The sequence below is a fragment of the Stenotrophomonas sp. Marseille-Q4652 genome (genome assembly GCF_916618915.1).
Taxonomy (GTDB): Bacteria; Pseudomonadota; Gammaproteobacteria; order Xanthomonadales; family Xanthomonadaceae; genus Stenotrophomonas.
Window position 1 is genome coordinate 1,984,510 of record NZ_CAKAKE010000001.1, and the last position, 18,224, is coordinate 2,002,733.

Here is an 18,224-nt window from a genome sequence, read left to right on the forward strand (position 1 = left end):
CGGGCACCCCGGCTCACAACGTCAGGTCGAGCAACCCACCGGCCAGATCCTCGTCAGACAATGTCTGCTGGATCAGTGCGCGATGAGCCTGCTCGCTCCACAGTTCGAACTTGCCACCCATACCCATGAGCACCGCCTTCTTCTCGATGCCCACGGCAGCACGATGGCTGGCGGGCAGACTGACGCGGGCATTGGCATCCAGTTCCAGGTGCGCGGCCGAACCCACGAGCTTCTGCTGCAGGGTGCGCACCACGCGCTGGGTGTTGGGCTGGGCCATGACGGAGTCGCGGACCCGTTCCCACTCGGCTTCGGCGTACAGCCACAGGCAGCCGGCCTCGAACGGGTTGTAGGTCAGGACCAGGCGGTTTCCGGCGCGCGCGACAAGGTCGCGATAAGCGGTGGGAACCGCCATTCGCCCTTTGTCATCCACCGTGATGGCCGTCTCGCCCTGGAACACGCCGCCTGCACCTTCCCAAATCCGCCTTGGCGGTCATTGAACCACGAAAAACCACAAAACACCCGGTTTTCCCTCTGGCGCCCACCTTAGCAGCGACCTTTACTTTGTCAACAACTTTCAGAAGGCGAAATCGCCATGCACATCAATGGCTTGCGGCAATCTTTAGAGAATTGTTCAAGGCTTATCCACAAGTTCCTGTTTAGTCTCATTTTTTGAGATTGGGGCGAAATTCAGCCCCGTGGAGGGGGTGTGAAAGATGTGGGTCCATTCAGCTTGGCCGTGATCCAAGCGTGACCGGGAAGTGTGCAAACCGGCACAATTCCGTTCATGTGTCTGGTCGGCCTTGTCTGGAAATCCCACCCCCGCTGGCGGCTGCTGATGGCCGGCAACCGCGATGAGTTCCACGCACGTCCAACCGCCGCGCTGCAGGCCTGGGTTGAATCGGGGGGACAGGTCCTGGCCGGGCGCGACCTGCGCTCGGGCGGGACGTGGATGGGGGCCAGCCCCGACGGCCGCGCTGCGGTGGTGACCAATTTCCGAGATCCGCTGGCCCGCCCCGAGGGGCCTTCGCGTGGCGCGCTGGTGGCCACCTATCTGGCCAGGTCGATGGGCGCAGCCGACCAGGCAGGAGCATTGCTTGCGCGCGCTCCGGCGTACCCGCCGTTCAACCTGCTGCTGGCCGACGCTGAAAGTTGCCACTTCCTCAGCAACCACCCGCTACAGGATCGCGCCCTGGAACCCGGGATCCATGGCCTGTCCAACGGCGCGCTGGATGCGCCCTGGCTCAAGACCCGGCGGTTGCTCACGGCGATGGCGGAATGGCGGGAGGATGGCGGAGACGACCTGACACGGCTGTGGCAGGCGCTGGCCGACGAGACACGCGCCGCCGATCCCGAGCTGCCGGATACCGGCGTGGGCCTGGAGCTCGAGCGGCGGCTGTCGCCGTCCTTCATCCGCGGCCCTGAGTACGGCACACGCGCCAGCACCCTGCTGGGCATTGATCACCACGGGCATGGGTTCATCCACGAGAAGCGCTTCGGCGCGGAAGGCCGATTTCTGAGCGAGACCCGGCTCGAGTTCGGCGGGGAACAGGACTGAGAGCGCGTAGCGCTGCGTGCGCTGGATGGCCCGGCGCCACCGGCCCGGCAAGTCGCGCGGCCATCAGCGGCAGGGGCCCTGCCGGCCGAGCCCACGAAGGCAGGTGGTACCAACACAGCCACGCGGTACCCGACCGACAGGAAGGGCAGATTTAGACAAAGTTTGTCAGCACACACGGTGAACGCCGGCCCGCATGGGGCCTGGGATTCAGGGAAATAGGTGGCGGAGCCGGCCGGTAAGCCGGGTTCTGTCGTGGACAGTCATTCTTCTAGGCGCCACGTCACCGTGACGCTCAAGCAACCTACCCGGACCCGACGCGGGCAACGTCATTGGGTCCCTATTTGGTCTTGCTCCAGGTGGGGTTTGCCGTACCGGTCTGTTGCCAGACTCGCGGTGCGCTCTTACCGCACCATTTCACCCTTACCACGCATCCCGCAGGACCGTTCGGCGGTATCTTTCTGTTGCACTTTCCGTCGGCTCGCGCCGCCCAGGCGTTACCTGGCACCTTGCCCTGTGGAGCCCGGACTTTCCTCGGCATTCCCGAAGGAATGACGCGACTGCCTGGCCGACTCCGCCAGCGCGCATTGTCGCATGGCCGGCCAGCGCGTGCCTGTCGCCGCGACATCGCAGCGCGGATCAGCCGCCGTTGCCGGCCGGGCGCGGCGGCTCGATGACGCCGGCGGCTTCGAGTTGCCAGACCCGGCCTTCGCGCATGAACGCCACCAGCTGGAAGTCGGCGTAGGCCCCGGCCTCGAACAGCGACTGGTGCAGCCGCTCCACCGGCAGCGGATCGAGCTCTGGCAGTGGCCAGTTGTCGTGCAGCAGCAGGCCATTGACGGGGCGCCGCTGGAAACCATTGCGGTGGAGGATGTCGCGCTTCTTGGCCACCGCCCACGCCATCACCGACAGCCACAGTCCGCGCGGATCCTCCGGTGACTGCTGCTGCCGGTGGGCGCGTGCCAGCAGTCCGGCCAGCACCGGGTTGCTCCAGTCCCACTCGAACTGGCCGGGCGCACGCAGCGGCTCGACCCAGCCGGAATTCACGTCGCGCAGCTCGGTCTGCAGCCTCTTGAACTCGGCCGGTACCACTTCCATGCACTCCATGCCCATCTTCAGGCCGGGGCCGTCGAGCAGGAAATCCGGACGTTCGCAGGCCAGTACCCGCAGCGGATAGGCCAGCGTGTGCGCCCGCTCCGCCAGCCACCCGGCCATCAGCCAGCGTTCGCGGCCCTTCTTGTCCAGCAGCGCGGCCTCGGCGGCCGGCAGCCCATCCAGTTCCAGCCGCGACAGCAGGGTCCCGGCCGAGCCGGCACGCCAGGCCAGGACGCAGGGCTCAGTCACTGCCACCCTGGCCGTACAGTGCCTTGCGCGGGGCGCCACTGAGTTCGGCAGCGAGCTTGGCCGCAGCCGACGGCGGCAGGTGCTCGTTGAGCCTTGCGTACAGGCGACGGCCTTCGGCAAGCCTGGCAGCCTCGTCGTCGCCCACGCCCTGCACCATCACCACGAACTCGCCCTTGCGCTGGTTGTCGTCGGCATCGACCCGCGCCAGCAGGTCCTGCAGCGAGCCATCAAGCACGGTTTCGAACAGCTTGGTCAGCTCGCGCGCGATCACCGCCGGACGCTCGCCGCCGAATACGGCCGCCATGTCGGCCAGCGACTCGGCAATGCGGTGCGAGGATTCGTAGAACACCAGCGTCGCGGTCTCGCTGGCCAGCCGCTGCAGGCGCTCGCGACGCGCGCCGGACTTGGCCGGCAGGAAGCCCTCGAACAGGAAACGGTCACTCGGCAGCCCGGCCACGCTCAGCGCAGCGATTGCCGCGCACGCACCGGGCACCGGGCTGACCTTGACCCCGGCCGCGCGCGCCGCGCGCACCAGGCGGAAGCCGGGATCGCTGACCAGCGGGGTGCCGGCATCACTGACCAGCGCCAGCGACTCGCCACCCAGCAGGCGGGCGACGATCCGGCCGGCGATGCTGTCCTCGTTGTGGTCGTGCAGAGCGAGCAGCGGCTTGTTGATGCCGAAGTGGGCCAGCAGCGGCCGCGTGTGCCGGGTGTCCTCGGCGCATACCGCCGCCACCGAGCGCAGTACCTCCTGCGCGCGCGGGGAAAGATCCCCGAGATTGCCGATCGGCGTGGCAACGACGTACAGCGTGGCGGAACTCATGAAACGGCACTCCCTCGGTCAAGGTTAGAATCGTACCGTTTCCCCGGCCGGCCCCGCCGCGCCCTGTCGAACGGAACCCAAATGAACAAGCCAGTCGCACGCATTTCCGCCCTGTCGCTGTCGTTGCTGCTGTTCGCAGGCTGCGCCACCACCAGTGTCCAGCCCGCGGCCTCGCCTGCCCGGCAGGCCTCGCTGGCCCTGATCGAACAGGGCAACGCCCGCGAGGCCGCGCAGCAGCTCGAGGCCCAGGCCAGCCAGGTACGCGGTGCCACGCGCAGCCAGCTGCTGGCCGATGCGGCCTTTGCCTGGCTCACCGCCGGTGACGCAGCGCGCGCCCGCACGCTGCTGGCGCAGGTCCAGCCGCGCCAGCTTTCCGGCCCCAGCCTGCAGCGCTTCCAGCTGACCAATGCCGAGCTGGCGCTGGCTGATGGCCAGCCCGCCCAGGCGCTGCAGGCGCTGGCCAGCACTGTCGAACAGGTACCGCAGCCGCTGCAGGCGCGCTGGTACCTTGCCAGCGCCCAGGCGCTGGAAGGCACCGGCAGGGCGTTCGACGCCGCCGCGGCACGCGCCCGTGCCCAGCTGCCGACCGCCGAACGCGGCGACAACCAGAAGGCGATCACCCGCCTGCTGGCGTCGGTGGACGATGCCACCCTGCGCAGCCGCACTGCCGCCCTGCCGGCCGGCGAGCCGCTGTACAACTACGCCGGCCGCGCCCTGATCTCGCGCGGGCTGCCGTTGCCGCGCCCGTTCGACCGCGACGCCCAGGCCCGTCTGGACACCAGCAAGTGGCCGCCGGCCGACCGCGACGGCTATCGCCCGCCGGCCAAGCTGGCGGTGCTGCTGCCGCTCAGCGGCAACCTGGCCACCGCCGCCGCGCCGGTGCGCGACGGCCTGCTGGCCGGTTACTACGCCGAGACCCGCCGCCGCCCGGAAATCACCTTCATCGACACCAAGGGCACGCCCTTCGGTGCCGGCAACGCCTATGACCGTGCGGTCAGCGAGGGTGCGGACTTCATCATCGGCCCGCTCGGCCGCGACGAGGTCGAGGCACTGTTCGCCCGCGAGCAGTTGCCGGTGCCGGTGCTGGCGCTGAACCGTGGCAAGGACCTGCCGCCGGCCGGCAGCGCCGGCTTCTCGCTGGCGCCGGAAGACGACGGGATCATGGCCGCCGAATACCTGGTCAGCCGCGAGCGCTCGCGCGCGGTGGTGATCAGCAGCAGCGATGACACCGGCCGCCGCGCCGCCGCCTCGTTCGCCCAGCGCTTCGTCGAACGCGGCGGGCAGGTGCTGGCCACCCTCACCGTCAGCGACAACCCGGCCGACATCGGCGCGCAGCTGCGCCAGGCCGGAAATGCCGATGCGGTGCTGCTGGCCGTGCGCGGCAACCAGGCCCGCGCACTGGCGCCGCAGCTGGCGATGGCCGGCCTGTCCGGTGCCAGCCGCGTCGGTACCTCGCAGCTGCTGTCGGGCACCGGCAAGGCCGAGGAAGACATGACCCTGGACGGCATCGCCTTCCCGACCGAAGCCTGGACCGCACGCGGCGTGTCCGGCCTGCCCAATGCCACCACGCTGGCGGGCAGCCTGCCGACCGCCCGCGGCGGTGCCGCGCGCCTGTTCGCCTTCGGCCACGACGCCTGGCAGCTCACCGCGCATCTGGAAAAGCTGGCCAATGCGCCGGAAGGCGGCATTCGCGGCGCCACCGGCACCCTGCAGCTGGATGGCTTCGGCAACGTGCTGCGCCTGCCGGCGTGGTCCACCTTCAGCGGCGGGCGGCCCATACCGATCGCCGATGGCCGCTGACCGGCAGCAACGCGGCGCGGCGGTGGAAGCCGCCGCCCTTGCCCACCTGCAGGCCGCGGGACTTCGGCCGCTGGCCGGCAACGTCCGCTACCGCGGTGGCGAACTGGACCTGGTGATGTTCGACGGTCCGGCACTGGTGTTCGTTGAAGTGCGTTACCGGCGCTCGTCCGCGTTCGGCGGTGGCGCCGCCTCGGTCGACCTGCACAAACGCCGGCGACTGCTGCAGGCCGCCCAACTGTTCCTGGCCAGCCATCCGCAGCATGCGCAGGCCCCGTGCCGTTTCGACGTGGTCGAAGCCGACGGCGAGCCACCGCGCCTGCACTGGATCCGCGATGCGTTCCGCGCCGACGATTGCTGAGCGCCCTCTACTGGACCCCCGATGACCGTCCTGCCCGCCGTTCTCGACCAGCACCTGTCGCAACTCTTGGGCGGTGGCTGGCGCACCGATGAAGCCGCGCTGCAGGCGCACGCGCAGGACAACTCCTGGCGTCACGCCCTGCCACAGGCAGTGGCGATGCCGGCCGAACGCAGCCAGGTACAGGCGCTGGTGCGTGCCTGCCGCGAGCATGGCGTGCCGCTGGTCGCGCGTGGCACCGGCACCGGCACCACCGGCGCGGCGGTACCCAGCGCCGGCGGCATCGTGCTCTCGTTCGCGCGCATGAACCGCATCCTCGCGCTGCGGCCGCAAGACCGCTGCGCGGTGGTCGAGCCGGGCGTGCTCAATGGCGACCTGCAGCACGCGCTTTCCCCGCATGGCCTGTTCTGGCCGCCGGATCCCTCCAGCGCCGAGATCTGCAGCATCGGTGGCAACCTCGCCACCAATGCCGGTGGTCCGCGCGCGGTGAAGTACGGCACCAGCCGCGACAACGTGCTCGGCCTGGTGGCCGTGACCGGCACCGGCGAGCTGATCGAATGCGGCGGGCCGTGGACCAAGGACGCTACCGGCTACGACCTGACCCACCTGCTGGTCGGCAGCGAGGGCACGCTGGCGCTGATCGTGGAGGCGACGCTGAAGCTGGCGCCGCGGCCGCGCGCGCAGGCCGGGCTGCGCGTGCTCTACCGCGATGCCGATTGCGCGGCCGCGGCGGTGTCGCGGGTGATGGCGCAGCCGGTGACGCCGGCAATGCTGGAATTCATGGATGCGCGCAGCCTGGAACTGCTGCGGCTCAACGGCGCGCAGGTACCTCAGGCCGGCGCGATGCTGCTGGTCGAGGCCGACGGCGACGACGACACCCTGCCCTACGCGCTCAATGCACTAGCCAGCGCCGCCGAAGGCGAGGGCCTGCTGGAACTGGACGTGGCCACCGATGGCAGCGCGCGCGACCGGTTGTGGGCGGCGCGGCGCGCGCTGTCGCCCGCGCTGCGCAGTATTGCCCCGGGCAAGATCAACGAGGACGTGGTGGTGCCGGTGTCGCGCATCCCCGAGCTGGTGGCCGGGGTGCAGACGCTATCGGCGGAGTTCACCCTGCCGATCGTCACCTTCGGCCATGCCGGCAACGGCAACCTGCACGTCAACATCCTGTACCACCCCGAGGATCCGGACGAGAACGCCCGCGCCCACGCCGCGCTGCCGCGGGTGTTCGAGCTGACGCTGGGGCTGGGTGGCACGCTGTCGGGCGAACACGGCATCGGGCTATCCAAGCGCGACTTCATGGACCGCGCGTTCAATCCGGCCACGCTGGCGACGATGCGCGCGATCAAGGCGGCACTCGATCCGGACGGCATCCTCAACCCCGGCAAGGTGCTGCCGCCGGGTTGAATGGATGGGACGGATGGCTGCGGATGCACCTGCATCCGCAGCCCCTTCAAGTCAGTGCAGCGGCACGCGCAGCTCCGACGGCGCAGAGGCCGGCGAGGAGAACGTCACCGAACCCAGCGCCCTGGTGCGGTCGGCATAGCGCGGGTCGGTGGTGTCGATGACTAGCGCCAGCCGGCGGCCGGCGGCAATCTCCGCCGCGGTAGCCTCCATCTCGATTTCCAGCGTGCGCGCCTTGCCGGCGCTGCCGGTCAGCGTGTACGGCTTGTAGCTCAGCAGCTCGCCGGCGCCGAGTGCGTTGACGCTGTACAGGTAGGCGAACAGCGTCACTTCCGACTGGCTCGGAGTCACCGTCAGCCGCAGGCTGGGAGCTCCGGCCAGCACCGACTTCCTGCTCAACGCCGGACCGGTCCACACCGCCGCCCCCACGCGGCTGACCAGCGGCAACGAAGCGGTGGTCGGCAGGCCCAGGCCCTGGGCCAGGCCGCTGATCATCACCACGCCCGAATCCGCCACGGTCGGCAACGCGGTGGTGATGCCGTGCTGCCAGCCGTTGGCGTGGGCGCTGGCCAGCGAGCCGGTCGGCGACAGCAGGCCGGTAGGCTTGGTCAGGCCGTAACGCACGGGGTTGGCCTGCACCGCGCCCCAGTTGGCAAAGCCCAGCCACTGGCCGCCGGTGGTCGCCAGCCGTACGGAGGGTTCGCCCGGCACGCCGTTGGCGCTGCCCTTGAGGTGGTGGTCGAACCAGCGCGTGGTCGCGTCATAGACCGCGTTGTCCAGGCCCAGCGCACCGGGGATCTCCGCAGTGGCGTGGTCACCATGACTGAAGATCAGCTGCCTGGGGCCGGCCAGGCCGTTGTAGAAGGACACCAGCTGGCCCGGCGGGAACAGTGCGTCGTTGTAGGCGTTGGCCAGCAGCACCGCGGTGCGGTTGCGGTTGATGTTGGCCAGCTCGCTGCGCGCGCCGCGCTCGGCGGCCACCGGCAGCACGCTGTTGACCGCGCCATGGAAGTCCCCGCGCAGCGAAGCGTTGATCACCGCCGACAGCTCCGGGCCGGGCCGGCCGGTCAGCACGCCGGCGCCGCCGAGCAGCAGGATGCCCTGCTTGCTCGGGGTGGCATTGGCGTACAGCGATTCCTGCAGGTCGGTCCAGCCACTGAGTGCGGCCACGGCCTTGATGCGGGGGTCGCATCCTGCAGCCAGCAGGCTGACGCCGGCACCGTAGGAGATGCCCGAGGCACCGATCGCGTTCTGGTTGGCCCGGGTATTGGCCAGTGCCCAGTCGATCACCGCCGACACATCCTCGACCGTGGCAGGACCGGCGATGTCGATCTGGCCGGCCGAATCCCAGAAACCCCGCGAGGTGTAGCTGACCACGATGTAGCCGTCGCCGGCCATCTTCGCCGCGCGGCCAACGTATTCGAGGTTGGGCAGCGACCAGCTGGCCGGCATCACCACCAGCGGGAACGGGCCGGCGCCCTGGTTCTTCGGTTCCAGCACCACGGCGCCGAGCGCCGTGCCGTCAAAGCTATCGATGCGTTCGTAGCGTTTGCTGTAGTCGCCCGCCCAGGCGGTGGTGGCAGCGAGCAGCAGGGTCGCACTTGCAAGGATCCGTTTGGCCGTACGGTGCATGCGTGTTCTCCGGGTAGGGAAAGATCCCGGACGGGGGTCCGGGATGCCTTACGCCGTGGGGGAGACGCGCGCGCAACGTACCAATGGGTACGGCAGGATTCACGCCGCAATGCGGCACGGTATGGATGGGCTCAGCGGAAGTGGTCGAAGCCGCTACGGGCAGGCGACCAAGGCTGGCCGTCGGGCTTGTGCCAATGCACGCCCTGCCCGGTTTCTAGGCGGCCGATGCAGCTCACCCCGACCCCGGCAGCCGCGGCCACAGCCAGCACCCGCCCGCGGTTCTCGGGTGATGCGGTGAAGCACAGCTCGTAGTCGTCACCACCGCCGGCCTGCAGCGGCCAGGCCTGTTCGCTCGCTGCGTGCACGTCCAGCGCTGCCGAACGCGGCAGTGCTTGCAGCTGCAGCCGTGCAGCCACGCCACTGCGCACACAGAGGTGGCCGAGGTCGGCGGACAGCCCATCGGAGATATCGATCGCGGCCGTGGCGATGCCACGCAACGCCAGGCCCAGTGCCACCTGCGGCGTCGGTCGGCAAAGGCGCAGGCGCAGCGCTTCGGCGTGGGGATCGGGCGCACGCACCGCCACGTCCAGCACGCCGCGCTGCCACAGCGCCAGGGCCAGCGCCGCCTCGCCCGGCACGCCACTGATCCACACTTCGTCACCGGCCCGGGCACCATCGCGGCGCAGCGCCTGGCCGGCCGGGACCGAACCCATCGCGGTGACCGAGATCGACAACGGCCCGCGGGTGGTATCGCCCCCGACCAGGGCAACGCCGTGCTGATCGGCCAGCGCGAACAGGCCATCGGCAAAACCATCCAGCCACGCCGGATCGCCGTCAGGCAGTGACAGCGACAGGGTTACCCAGCGCGGCTGCGCACCCATCGCCGCCAGGTCGGACAGGTTCACCGCCAGGGTCTTCCAGCCGATGTCGAACGGCGCCGTCTCGGCCGGGAAATGCACGCCGGCGTTGAGGGTGTCGGCGGTGACCACCAGCTGCTCGCCGGGTGGCAGCGCCAGCAATGCCGCGTCATCGCCAATGCCGAGCACGACGTCGTCGCGCTGGCCAGCGCGGGCACGCAGTCGGTCGATCAGGGCGAATTCGGCCAGGCTCATCGATTCATGCTCGCAGGCGCGGGAGCGTTGCGTCCCGCATCCGCACGCGCCGGGGGCGCGGCGGCAGGGCCACCGGCGCGCCGCGCAGGCACGCCGGCGACGGCCAGGCTCAGTGGCCGGCTTCGGTCCTGCGCCATTCGACCGCGGCGCGGTCGAGCACGCCATTGACGAAGGTGTGGCCATGCTCGGAACCGAAACGCTTGGCGGTTTCGATGGCCTCGTTGATCACCACGCGGTACGGCACGTCCATGCGGTGCAGCAGCTCGTAGGCCGCCACGCGCAACACGGCGCGCTCGATCGCGTCGACTTCCTCGACGCCACGATCCAGGTACGGCAGCAGCGCCTGGTCCAGCTCGACCTTGTTGCGCAGCACGCCGTCGACCAGGTTCTCGAAATACGCCAGATCGGCAATCTCGTGCGCCTGCTCGTGGGCAAACTGGGCGATCAGCTGCTGCGAATTGCCGCCGGAGATCTGCCAGGCATAGACCGCCTGCAGGGCGCGGCGGCGGGCGCGCGAACGCAACACCGGGTCGATGCCATCGCGGCGGACCTGCTTGCCGTTCCTGCTGTCATTGGGTTTGTTCACGGCAGTTGCTCCAGCAGGTTGACCATTTCCAGCGCCGCCAGGGCGCACTCTTCTCCCTTGTTGCCATGGCTGCCGCCGGCGCGGGCCTCGGCATCCTCCATGCGCTCGACGGCGAGCACGCCGTTGAGCACCGGCACGCCGGTCTGCAGCTGCACGCTCATCAGGCCTTCGGCGCACAGGTCGGCCACGTGTTCATAGTGGCGGGTATCGCCACGCACGACGCAGCCCAGGGCGATGATCGCCGCGTGCCGGCCGGACTGGGCCACGCGGTTGGCGGCCATCGGGATTTCCCAGGCGCCGGGCACGCGGACCACGTCGACCAGGTCCTCGGTGATGCCGTTGCCGGCCAGGCTCTGGCGGGCGCCGGCGACCAGAGTGTCGGTAATGCGGGCATTCCAGCGGCTGGCGATGATCGCAAAGCGCGCGGACTCGGGGGCGCGCAGGTCGCCTTCGTAATGACTCATGGGTGTCGCAGATCCAGTAGGTGGGTCAGTTTAACGTGTCGCGGCGGTCGCCGGCCCTCACGGGGCCGGCGGCTGCACGGTCTCGACAATCTCCAGGCCATAGCCGGCCAGGCCGATCTGGCGGCGCGGGGTGCCCAGCACGCGCAGCTTGCCCAGGCCGAGGTCGGACAGGATCTGCGCGCCCGCACCATTGCGCCGCCACTGGCCCACGTCCTTGTCCTTGCCGGCCGGGCGCACCACGGTTTCGTTGCGCAGCCGCGCCAGCAGCGCATCGCCATCGCGCGGCGCCGACAGCACCACCATCACCCCCTGGCCCTCGGCGGCGATCGCGCGCAATGCGTCGGTGCCGGCCACGCCGAAGTCGTCGCGGCGCCAGTGCAGCAGGTCGGCCAGCGGGTTCTCCACCTGCACCCGGACCAGGGTGGGCGTGGCCGCGTCCGGATTGCCCCTGACCAGCGCGAAATGCAGGTCGTGGGCGATGCGGTCGCGGTAGGTGACCAGCGTGAACGGGCCGAACTCGGTGTCGATGCCGCGCTCGTCCACCCGCTCCACCGTGTGCTCGGTGGCCAGCCGGTAGGCGATCAGGTCGGCGATCGAGCCCATCTTCAGCCCGTGTTCGCGCGCGAACACCTCCAGCTGCGGGCGCCGCGCCATGCTGCCGTCCTCGTTGAGGATTTCCACCAGCACGCCGGCCGGCTCCAGCCCGGCCAGCATCGCCAGGTCCACCCCGGCCTCGGTATGCCCGGCGCGGGTCAGCACCCCGCCCGGCTGGGCGATCAGCGGGAAGATGTGGCCCGGCTGGTGCAGGTCGGCCGGCCTGGCATCGGGCTTGACCGCGGTGCGGATGGTGTGGGCGCGGTCGTAGGCGGAGATGCCGGTGGTGACGCCTTCGGCCGCCTCGATGCTGACGGTGAAATTGGTCTGGAACTGCGCGGTGTTGGCCTGCACCATCGGCGCCAGCCCGAGCTGGCCGGCACGCTCGCGGGTCAGCGGCAGGCACACCAGGCCGCGGCCGTGGGTGACCATGAAGTTGATGTCCGACGGCTTGACCAGCTCGGCGGCCATGATCAGGTCGCCTTCGTTCTCGCGGTCCTCGTCGTCGACGATGACGACCATGCGGCCGAGGCGGATGTCCTCGAGGATCTCGGGGATGGAAGCGAAGTTCATGGGGTGGCTCCTTGGCCCAGCAGGCGCTCGACGTAGCGGGCGACCAGGTCGATCTCGAGGTTGACCGCGCTGCCGACGGCGGTGGCGGCGAAAGCGGTGTTGGCGACGGTGTGCGGGATCAGCGCCACCTCGAAACCCTCGTCGTCGACTTCGTTGACGGTGAGGCTGACGCCGTCGACGCAGATCGAGCCCTTCTTGGCGATGTACTTGAGCAGCGCCCCGGGCGCGGCGAAGCGCAAGCGCTGGGCGCGGGCGTCATCAACGATCGACAGCACCGTGCCGATGCCGTCGACATGGCCGCTGACCAGGTGGCCGCCGAGGCGGTCGCTGGGCCGCATCGCGCGCTCGAGGTTGATCGTCGCGCCCTCGGCCAGGCCGCCCAGGGTGGTGAGCGAGAGCGTCTCGGTGGAGGCGTCGGCCTGGAAGGAGCCGGCGTCGAACGCGATCACGGTCAGGCACACGCCGTTGACGGCGATGCTCTCGCCCATCTGTACGCGCTCGAACGGCAGGCTGCCGACGTTGAAGGTGAAGCGGACATCGCCGCCGATGGACTGACGGGCGGCCAGGCGGCCGACGCCCTCGATGATGCCGGTGAACATCAGCAGGCCTCCGGGACGCGGAAGCCGCGAGTGCTGCAACGATTGGACATGAACGTTTCCCGCATGGTTGGTGAGCGAAAAACGCCGCAAGGCAAACAGGCGCACGCGCGGCCGGGGCCGCGCGCAGGCCGTCTTCTTTCATCCGGACTCTAGGCAGTGTCGCCGGGCGACCCTGCCAACCGTCGGCTCCGGCATCGGACCGGATCTGCTGACCCCGCAAGGACTGCGGGCGCTCGCGGGCTCGTGCGGTTGCTCCGTGGGAGAACCTGCACCTACCGCCGGTGGGGAATTACACCCCGCCCTGAAGACGTTCGTGGTTGCCGGCGAACCGGCCTGCGCATTCTAGCAGCCCGCCAAATGCGATGACCGTCGCAAATTTGTACAGACATAACTAGAATCCGCCGCGGCGACACGACGTCGCCCACCCGCGCCGCAAGGGCGTGGCTGACACGGACATCACCCCTGAAAGGAAAAGCAATGCGCAACAACCTCATCCTGGCCACCCTGCTGGCGGCCTCACCGTTTGCGGCCTCCGCCGCCGACATGAGCTACACCTACGTCGAAGCCGGCTGGACCCAGGTCCAGATCAACGACGATTTCCTCGACGACCCGAAGGGCGACGGCGGCTACCTGCGCGGCTCGTTCGCGATCGCCCCCCAGGTCCACGTGTTCGCCGGTTACTCCACCGTCTCCAAGAGCTACAGCCTGGGCACGGCCCGCATGAAGGTCGAACTGGCGCAGCCGGAAATCGGCATCGGCTACCACATGGAACTCAGCGATCGCGTCGACTTCACCGCCGACATCGCGCTCCTGCGTCTCAACGACGAAGTCACGATCAGCGGCCTCCCGGGCTCCAACGGCCGCTACAAGGATCACACCTCTGCCGGTCGTGCCACGCTGGGCGTACGCGGCAAGCCGTCGGCCCGCACCGAGGCCTGGCTGAAGGGTGGCGTGATTGACGGTTCCGACATCGATACCAGCTTCGTGGGCAACCTGGGCGGCCAGGTCATGTTCGCCCAGCAGTGGGGTCTGGTCGGAGAGATCCAGTTCTTCGAGGACGGCACCCAGTACATGGTTGGCGTGCGCGCCAGCTTCTAAGTAGTCATCTGGCCAGGCCACAAGGGCCTGGCCAGAGCCGCGTCACACCGTCAGGTGCTGGCGCAGCAGCAGGCGCAGGTCATCGCCGAGCTGGCGGGTATCGACCAGACGCAGCTGCCGGCGCTGGGCCATGGCCTCGATGCCCAGCCCTGCCAGCAGCGGCCGGGCGTTGTCGCCGAGCAGGATCGGCGCCTGGTACAGCAGCAACTCGTCGACCAGATCGGCGGCCAGCAGTGCCCCGCCCAGGGTGGGCCCGGCCTCGGTGTGGACCTCGTTGATGCCGCGCGCAGCCAGCAACTGCATCACCGCGGCCAGATCGAGCCGGCCATCGTGCACTGGCACGGCGGCGAATTCGGTATTGGCCAGCGACGGCGGCTCGCGGTCATCAGCGTGCAGGTACAAAGTTGGCGCGTCGCCCTCACGCACACGGGCGCAGCCCAGCGACCGCAGTTGCCGATCCAGCACCACCCGCAATGGCGGCATGACCCCGGCATCCTCACCCAGGCGCACCGTCAGCGCCGGATCGTCGGCCAGCACCGTCGCCGCGCCGGTCAGGATCGCGCCGGCGCGGGCACGCCAGTGCTGCACGTCCTCGCGTGCGGCCGGCCCGGTGATCCACTTGGATTCGCCACTGGCCATGGCCGTACGCCCGTCCAGGCTGGCAGCAAGCTTCACCCGCAGCCACGGCCGGCCCCGCTCCACCCGCGACAGGAAGCCGCGGTTGAGCTCGCGCGCCTGCGCTTCCATCAGCCCCACCTCGACGCTGATGCCGGCCTGCCGCAGCAGCTCGAAGCCGCCGCCGTCGACATGCGGGAACGGATCACGCATGGCCGCCACCACGCGACTGACACCTGCCTCGACCAGCGCCAGCGCACATGGCGGCGTGCGCCCGTAGTGCGCACAGGGCTCCAGGGTGACGTAGGCGGTGGCAGCGCGCGCGCGCGCGCCAGCCTGGCGCAGCGCGAACACCTCGGCATGCGGGCCGCCGGCACGCTGGTGGTAGCCCTCGCCCACCACCTGGTCGCCATGGGCGATCACGCAGCCGACCATCGGGTTCGGCCGCGTGGTCCAGGCGCCTTTCTCGGCCAGGCGCAGCGCGCGGGCCATCAGCAGGTGGTCGGTCGGGGAGAAATCGCTCATGCGCCGTATCGCCATGAAATGGGGGGATTGTCGCTCAGCCGGCGTCGACGGCGCGGCAGACGGTGTCGATTCGCAGCACGTTGACCGGCAGCGGGCCCAGCAACAGCCGTTCCTGCAGTTCCCACCCGAGCCGGGCGTAATACGGCAGCAGCGCGTCGGTGCAGTACAGGTACAGCGGGTTCACGCCGAGCCGTGCGGCCTGGGCAACGCAATGCGTGACAAGCGCAGGTGCCACGCCACGACCGCGCGCCTGCGGGCGCACGTACAGGCTGGCCAGCCACGGCGCGTATTGGCGGATGTCGTCGTGGTCGTTCTGCAGCAGGCTGACGCTGCCCAGCCAGTCGCCATCCTCCTCGGCGACCCAGGTCTCGGGAATGCCCCCGTGGCTGTACTCGCGCAGCTCCTGCTCGGCCTGGGCCACGGTCCAGTCCGGCAGCAGCGTACCGAAGGCGTCCACGTGCGCACTGGCGATCCCCGGGATCCACTCCGGGCGCTCGCACAGGCGGACGATGCGCATGCGCGCTCAGCGTGCCTTGGCGCGGGCGCCGGCTTCCTCGGCCAGCAGCGGCAGTTGTTCCTCGGCCGGCGGCAGGTCGCGCTCGAGCTTCTCGATCTCGTCGCGGAAGTCGGCCAGTTCCTCGAAGCTGCGATACACCGAGGCAAAGCGCACGTAGCCGACATGGTCGAGCTTGCGCAGTTCGTTCATCACGAATTCGCCGACCCGGATCGACGGCACCTCGCGCTCGCCGCACATGCGCAGCTGGTGCACCACCGCGCGAACCGCCGCCTCGATCCGCTCCTCGGCCACCGGCCGCTTCTGCAGCGCGCGGTCGAAGCTGGTGCGCAGCTTGCGGGCGTCGAAGGCCTCGCGGCCGCCGTCGTTCTTGATGATCACCGGCAGCTTCAGCTCGATGGTTTCCAGCGTACTGAAGCGCTCGCCGCAGGCTTCGCAGCCGCGGCGGCGACGGATGGTGGCGCCGTCCTCGGACACACGCGAGTCGATCACGCGGGTATCGGTGTGCTGGCAGAAGGGGCAATGCATGGGAAGCCTTTACGTCGTGGTGCCGCAACCGCAGCCAGGATGCCGGACCGGAAGCAGCGGCGCGCACCCGGCGCGCCGCCGTCCCTCACGGGCCCGATGGCTCAGCCGTAGACCGGGTACTTGCGGCACTGCCCAGCGACCTTGGCCTTGACCGCCTCGATCACGCTGTCATCGTTGGGCGCGTCCAGCACGTCGGCGATCCAGTTGGCCAGGTCCACGCAGTCCTGCTCGACGTAACCACGGGTGGTGACGGCCGGGGTGCCCAGGCGCAGGCCCGAGGTCACGAACGGCGAGCGCGGATCATTGGGCACCGAGTTCTTGTTGACGGTGATGTGAGCCTTGCCCAGCGCGGCTTCGGCGTCCTTGCCGGACACGTCCTTGCCGATCATGTCCACCAGCATCAGGTGGTTCTGGGTGCCACCGGAGACAATCTTGTAGCCGCGCGCGATCAGGGTGTCGGCCATCGCCTGGGCGTTCTTCACCACCTGCTGCTGGTAAGCCTTGAACGCGGGTTCCAGCGCTTCCTTGAAGGCCACGGCCTTGGCGGCGATGACGTGCATCAGCGGACCGCCCTGAATGCCCGGGAACACGATCGACTGCAGCTTCTTGGACAGCTCCTCGTCCGCGCCCCTGGCCAGGATGATGCCGCCGCGCGGGCCGCGCAGGGTCTTGTGGGTGGTCGAGGTGACCACGTGCGCGTGCTCCAGCGGGCTCGGGTAGACACCGGCGGCCACCAGGCCGGCGACGTGGGCCATGTCCACGAACAGGTAGGCGCCAACCTTGTCGGCGATGGCGCGGAAGCGCGCCCAGTCGATCTGCTGCGAGTAGGCGGAGAAACCGGCCACCACCATCTTCGGCTTGTGCTCCACGGCCAGGCGCTCGACCTCGTCGTAGTCGATCAGGCCCTGCTCGTTGACGCCGTACTGGATGGCGTTGAACAGCTTGCCGGAGACGTTGACCTTGGCGCCGTGGGTCAGGTGCCCGCCATGCGCCAGGCTCATGCCGAGGATGGTGTCGCCCGGCTGCAGCAGCGCCAGGTACACGGCCTGGTTGGCCTGCGAGCCGGAGTGCGGCTGCACGTTGGCGTAGTCGGCGCCGAACAGCTGCTTGAGGCGGTCGATGGCCAGCTTCTCGGCCACGTCCACGTACTCGCAGCCACCGTAGTAGCGCTTGCCCGGGTAGCCCTCGGCATACTTGTTGGTCAGCTGGCTACCCTGGGCCTCCATCACCGCCGGGCTGGCGTAGTTCTCGCTGGCGATCAGCTCGACGTGGTCTTCCTGGCGCTGGCACTCGGCGGCAATGGCCTGGGCCAGTTCGGGGTCGTAGGAGGCGATACGGACTTCACGCGAGTACATCGGGCAGCTCCGGAGGGTGAGGATGCGGATACGGCCATTGTAGCCCGTGGCATCCCCCGCCCGGCCCGTCCCGGACACGACAAGGGCGCCCTCAGGCGCCCTTGTAAACTCTCACCGGGCCGGCCGGCTCAGTGGTGCAGGATCAGGTCGGCGATGATGCCCGTGGCCACGGCCACCAGCAGCATGTTGCCGCGGTCGTCGCGGATCCAGCGGTGGCCATGCGGCGGACGGCGCAGGTGGTAGCGGTCGTAGTCGTGCACCACGTAGACCGGGCCACCGTAGTAGTTGCTGTAGCGGTGGCCGCGCTGGAACGCGTAGGGGCGGTAGACCACGCGCGGCGGCGGGGCATGGTGGCGACGGTCGTTGTGGCGGGCGTCGCGGTAGCCCTCGCGGTAACCGGTCTGGTAGTGACGACGGTCATCGCGGCGATCGTGGCGGCGGTCATGGTGCTTGTCATGACCACGACCCTAGCTCCAGCCGGGCTGGTGGCCACGGCCGTGGTCGCCGGGACCGGCAAACGCCGGAGCGGTGATACCGACAGCCAGCAGCGAGGCCAGCGCCATCATGGCAAAACGTTTCATCTTCATCTTCGGACCTCGCGGTGGATGGGACGCACCCCATCATGCCGACGCCATCTGAACAAATTCCGGCTGGAAACGCTTTCCAGTGGGCCTTTGAAAGCTGGATTCACACGCCAGCAAGGAAGCTGGCTGGGGCCAGGGCCGGCCGGGCGCGGCTTGCCGCTATAATCGGC

18 protein-coding genes, 1 other RNA gene, 1 pseudogene and 1 riboswitch are annotated in these 18,224 nt (G+C 69.5%); of the genes and pseudogenes, 5 read left to right on the forward strand and 15 right to left on the reverse strand.

Annotated features, from left to right (window positions below):
- Window positions 1-13: 13 nt before the first annotated feature.
- Complete coding sequence (locus tag LG380_RS09460; RefSeq protein WP_263973797.1) at window positions 14-412, reverse strand: division/cell wall cluster transcriptional repressor MraZ; 399 nt, start codon at window positions 410-412, stop codon at window positions 14-16.
- Window positions 413-784: 372 nt separating this feature from the next.
- Between LG380_RS09460 and LG380_RS09465 the strand changes: the two genes are divergently transcribed.
- Complete coding sequence (locus LG380_RS09465; protein WP_225764793.1) at window positions 785-1,555, forward strand: NRDE family protein; 771 nt, start codon at window positions 785-787, stop codon at window positions 1,553-1,555.
- A 220-nt stretch (window positions 1,556-1,775) separates the two neighbouring features.
- Here the strand turns inward: LG380_RS09465 and rnpB are convergent.
- The 3 genes from rnpB to rsmI all read right to left on the reverse strand — a co-directional run bounded on the left by rnpB (window position 1,776) and on the right by rsmI (window position 3,719).
- Window positions 1,776-2,128, reverse strand: an RNA gene (gene rnpB / locus LG380_RS09470) — RNase P RNA component class A.
- A gap of 63 nt (window positions 2,129-2,191) precedes the next feature.
- Entirely contained in the window at window positions 2,192-2,896 is a 705-nt protein-coding gene (locus LG380_RS09475) for a hypothetical protein (RefSeq protein ID WP_225764794.1), read from the reverse strand.
- Window positions 2,889-3,719, reverse strand: coding sequence for a 16S rRNA (cytidine(1402)-2'-O)-methyltransferase (gene rsmI, locus LG380_RS09480; RefSeq protein WP_225764795.1), 831 nt, complete (start codon window positions 3,717-3,719; stop codon window positions 2,889-2,891). Before rsmI ends, LG380_RS09475 begins: the two co-directional genes overlap by 8 nt.
- An 81-nt stretch (window positions 3,720-3,800) precedes the next feature.
- Between rsmI and LG380_RS09485 the strand changes: the two genes are divergently transcribed.
- The 3 genes from LG380_RS09485 to LG380_RS09495 are packed head-to-tail and all read left to right on the forward strand — an operon-like array spanning window position 3,801 to window position 7,278.
- Entirely contained in the window at window positions 3,801-5,519 is a 1,719-nt protein-coding gene (locus LG380_RS09485) for a penicillin-binding protein activator (RefSeq protein WP_225764796.1), read from the forward strand.
- Complete coding sequence (locus tag LG380_RS09490; RefSeq protein WP_225764797.1) at window positions 5,509-5,877, forward strand: YraN family protein; 369 nt, start codon at window positions 5,509-5,511, stop codon at window positions 5,875-5,877. The genes LG380_RS09485 and LG380_RS09490 overlap by 11 nt, the downstream gene beginning before the upstream one ends.
- Window positions 5,878-5,898: 21 nt before the next feature.
- Window positions 5,899-7,278: an FAD-linked oxidase C-terminal domain-containing protein gene (locus tag LG380_RS09495; RefSeq protein ID WP_225764798.1), complete on the forward strand. Its 1,380-nt coding sequence runs from the start codon at window positions 5,899-5,901 to the stop codon at window positions 7,276-7,278.
- 51 nt (window positions 7,279-7,329) lie between these two features.
- Here the strand turns inward: LG380_RS09495 and LG380_RS09500 are convergent, their stop codons facing one another.
- The 6 genes from LG380_RS09500 to LG380_RS09525 form a co-directional block, all read right to left on the reverse strand.
- Window positions 7,330-8,907: a CocE/NonD family hydrolase gene (locus LG380_RS09500; protein WP_225764799.1), complete on the reverse strand. Its 1,578-nt coding sequence runs from the start codon at window positions 8,905-8,907 to the stop codon at window positions 7,330-7,332.
- 131 nt (window positions 8,908-9,038) lie between these two features.
- A complete protein-coding gene (gene thiL / locus LG380_RS09505) occupies window positions 9,039-10,013 on the reverse strand; it encodes a thiamine-phosphate kinase (protein ID WP_225766550.1) in 975 nt (324 codons plus the stop codon).
- 115 nt (window positions 10,014-10,128) lie between these two features.
- On the reverse strand, window positions 10,129-10,605 hold the full coding sequence (nusB, locus tag LG380_RS09510) for a transcription antitermination factor NusB (protein WP_225764800.1): 477 nt from the start codon (window positions 10,603-10,605) through the stop codon (window positions 10,129-10,131).
- On the reverse strand, window positions 10,602-11,069 hold the full coding sequence (ribH, locus tag LG380_RS09515) for a 6,7-dimethyl-8-ribityllumazine synthase (protein ID WP_225764801.1): 468 nt from the start codon (window positions 11,067-11,069) through the stop codon (window positions 10,602-10,604). Before ribH ends, nusB begins: the two co-directional genes overlap by 4 nt.
- 57 nt (window positions 11,070-11,126) lie before the next feature.
- On the reverse strand, window positions 11,127-12,236 hold the full coding sequence (gene ribB / locus LG380_RS09520; protein WP_225764803.1) for a 3,4-dihydroxy-2-butanone-4-phosphate synthase: 1,110 nt from the start codon (window positions 12,234-12,236) through the stop codon (window positions 11,127-11,129).
- Window positions 12,233-12,835, reverse strand: a complete 603-nt coding sequence (locus tag LG380_RS09525; RefSeq protein ID WP_225764805.1) for a riboflavin synthase — start codon at window positions 12,833-12,835, stop codon at window positions 12,233-12,235. The genes ribB and LG380_RS09525 overlap by 4 nt, the downstream gene beginning before the upstream one ends.
- A 126-nt stretch (window positions 12,836-12,961) precedes the next feature.
- Window positions 12,962-13,148, reverse strand: a riboswitch (FMN riboswitch).
- 164 nt (window positions 13,149-13,312) lie between these two features.
- Between LG380_RS09525 and LG380_RS09530 the strand changes: the two genes are divergently transcribed.
- Window positions 13,313-13,933: an outer membrane beta-barrel protein gene (locus LG380_RS09530; protein ID WP_225764807.1), complete on the forward strand. Its 621-nt coding sequence runs from the start codon at window positions 13,313-13,315 to the stop codon at window positions 13,931-13,933.
- 42 nt (window positions 13,934-13,975) lie between these two features.
- Here LG380_RS09530 and ribD read toward each other — a convergent pair whose 3' ends face one another.
- The 5 genes and pseudogenes from ribD to LG380_RS09555 form a co-directional block, all read right to left on the reverse strand.
- A complete protein-coding gene (ribD, locus tag LG380_RS09535; protein WP_225764809.1) occupies window positions 13,976-15,073 on the reverse strand; it encodes a bifunctional diaminohydroxyphosphoribosylaminopyrimidine deaminase/5-amino-6-(5-phosphoribosylamino)uracil reductase RibD in 1,098 nt (365 codons plus the stop codon).
- A 34-nt stretch (window positions 15,074-15,107) separates the two neighbouring features.
- The gene (locus LG380_RS09540) at window positions 15,108-15,590 is read right to left on the reverse strand and encodes a GNAT family N-acetyltransferase (protein WP_225764811.1); all 483 of its coding nucleotides are present in this window, start codon (window positions 15,588-15,590) and stop codon (window positions 15,108-15,110) included.
- A gap of 6 nt (window positions 15,591-15,596) precedes the next feature.
- Window positions 15,597-16,115, reverse strand: a complete 519-nt coding sequence (gene nrdR, locus LG380_RS09545; protein ID WP_225764813.1) for a transcriptional regulator NrdR — start codon at window positions 16,113-16,115, stop codon at window positions 15,597-15,599.
- A gap of 101 nt (window positions 16,116-16,216) precedes the next feature.
- Window positions 16,217-17,470: a serine hydroxymethyltransferase gene (glyA, locus tag LG380_RS09550; protein WP_225764814.1), complete on the reverse strand. Its 1,254-nt coding sequence runs from the start codon at window positions 17,468-17,470 to the stop codon at window positions 16,217-16,219.
- Window positions 17,471-17,598: 128 nt separating this feature from the next.
- A pseudogene (locus LG380_RS09555) lies at window positions 17,599-18,057 on the reverse strand (RcnB family protein).
- Between the last annotated feature and the right edge of the window lie 167 nt (window positions 18,058-18,224).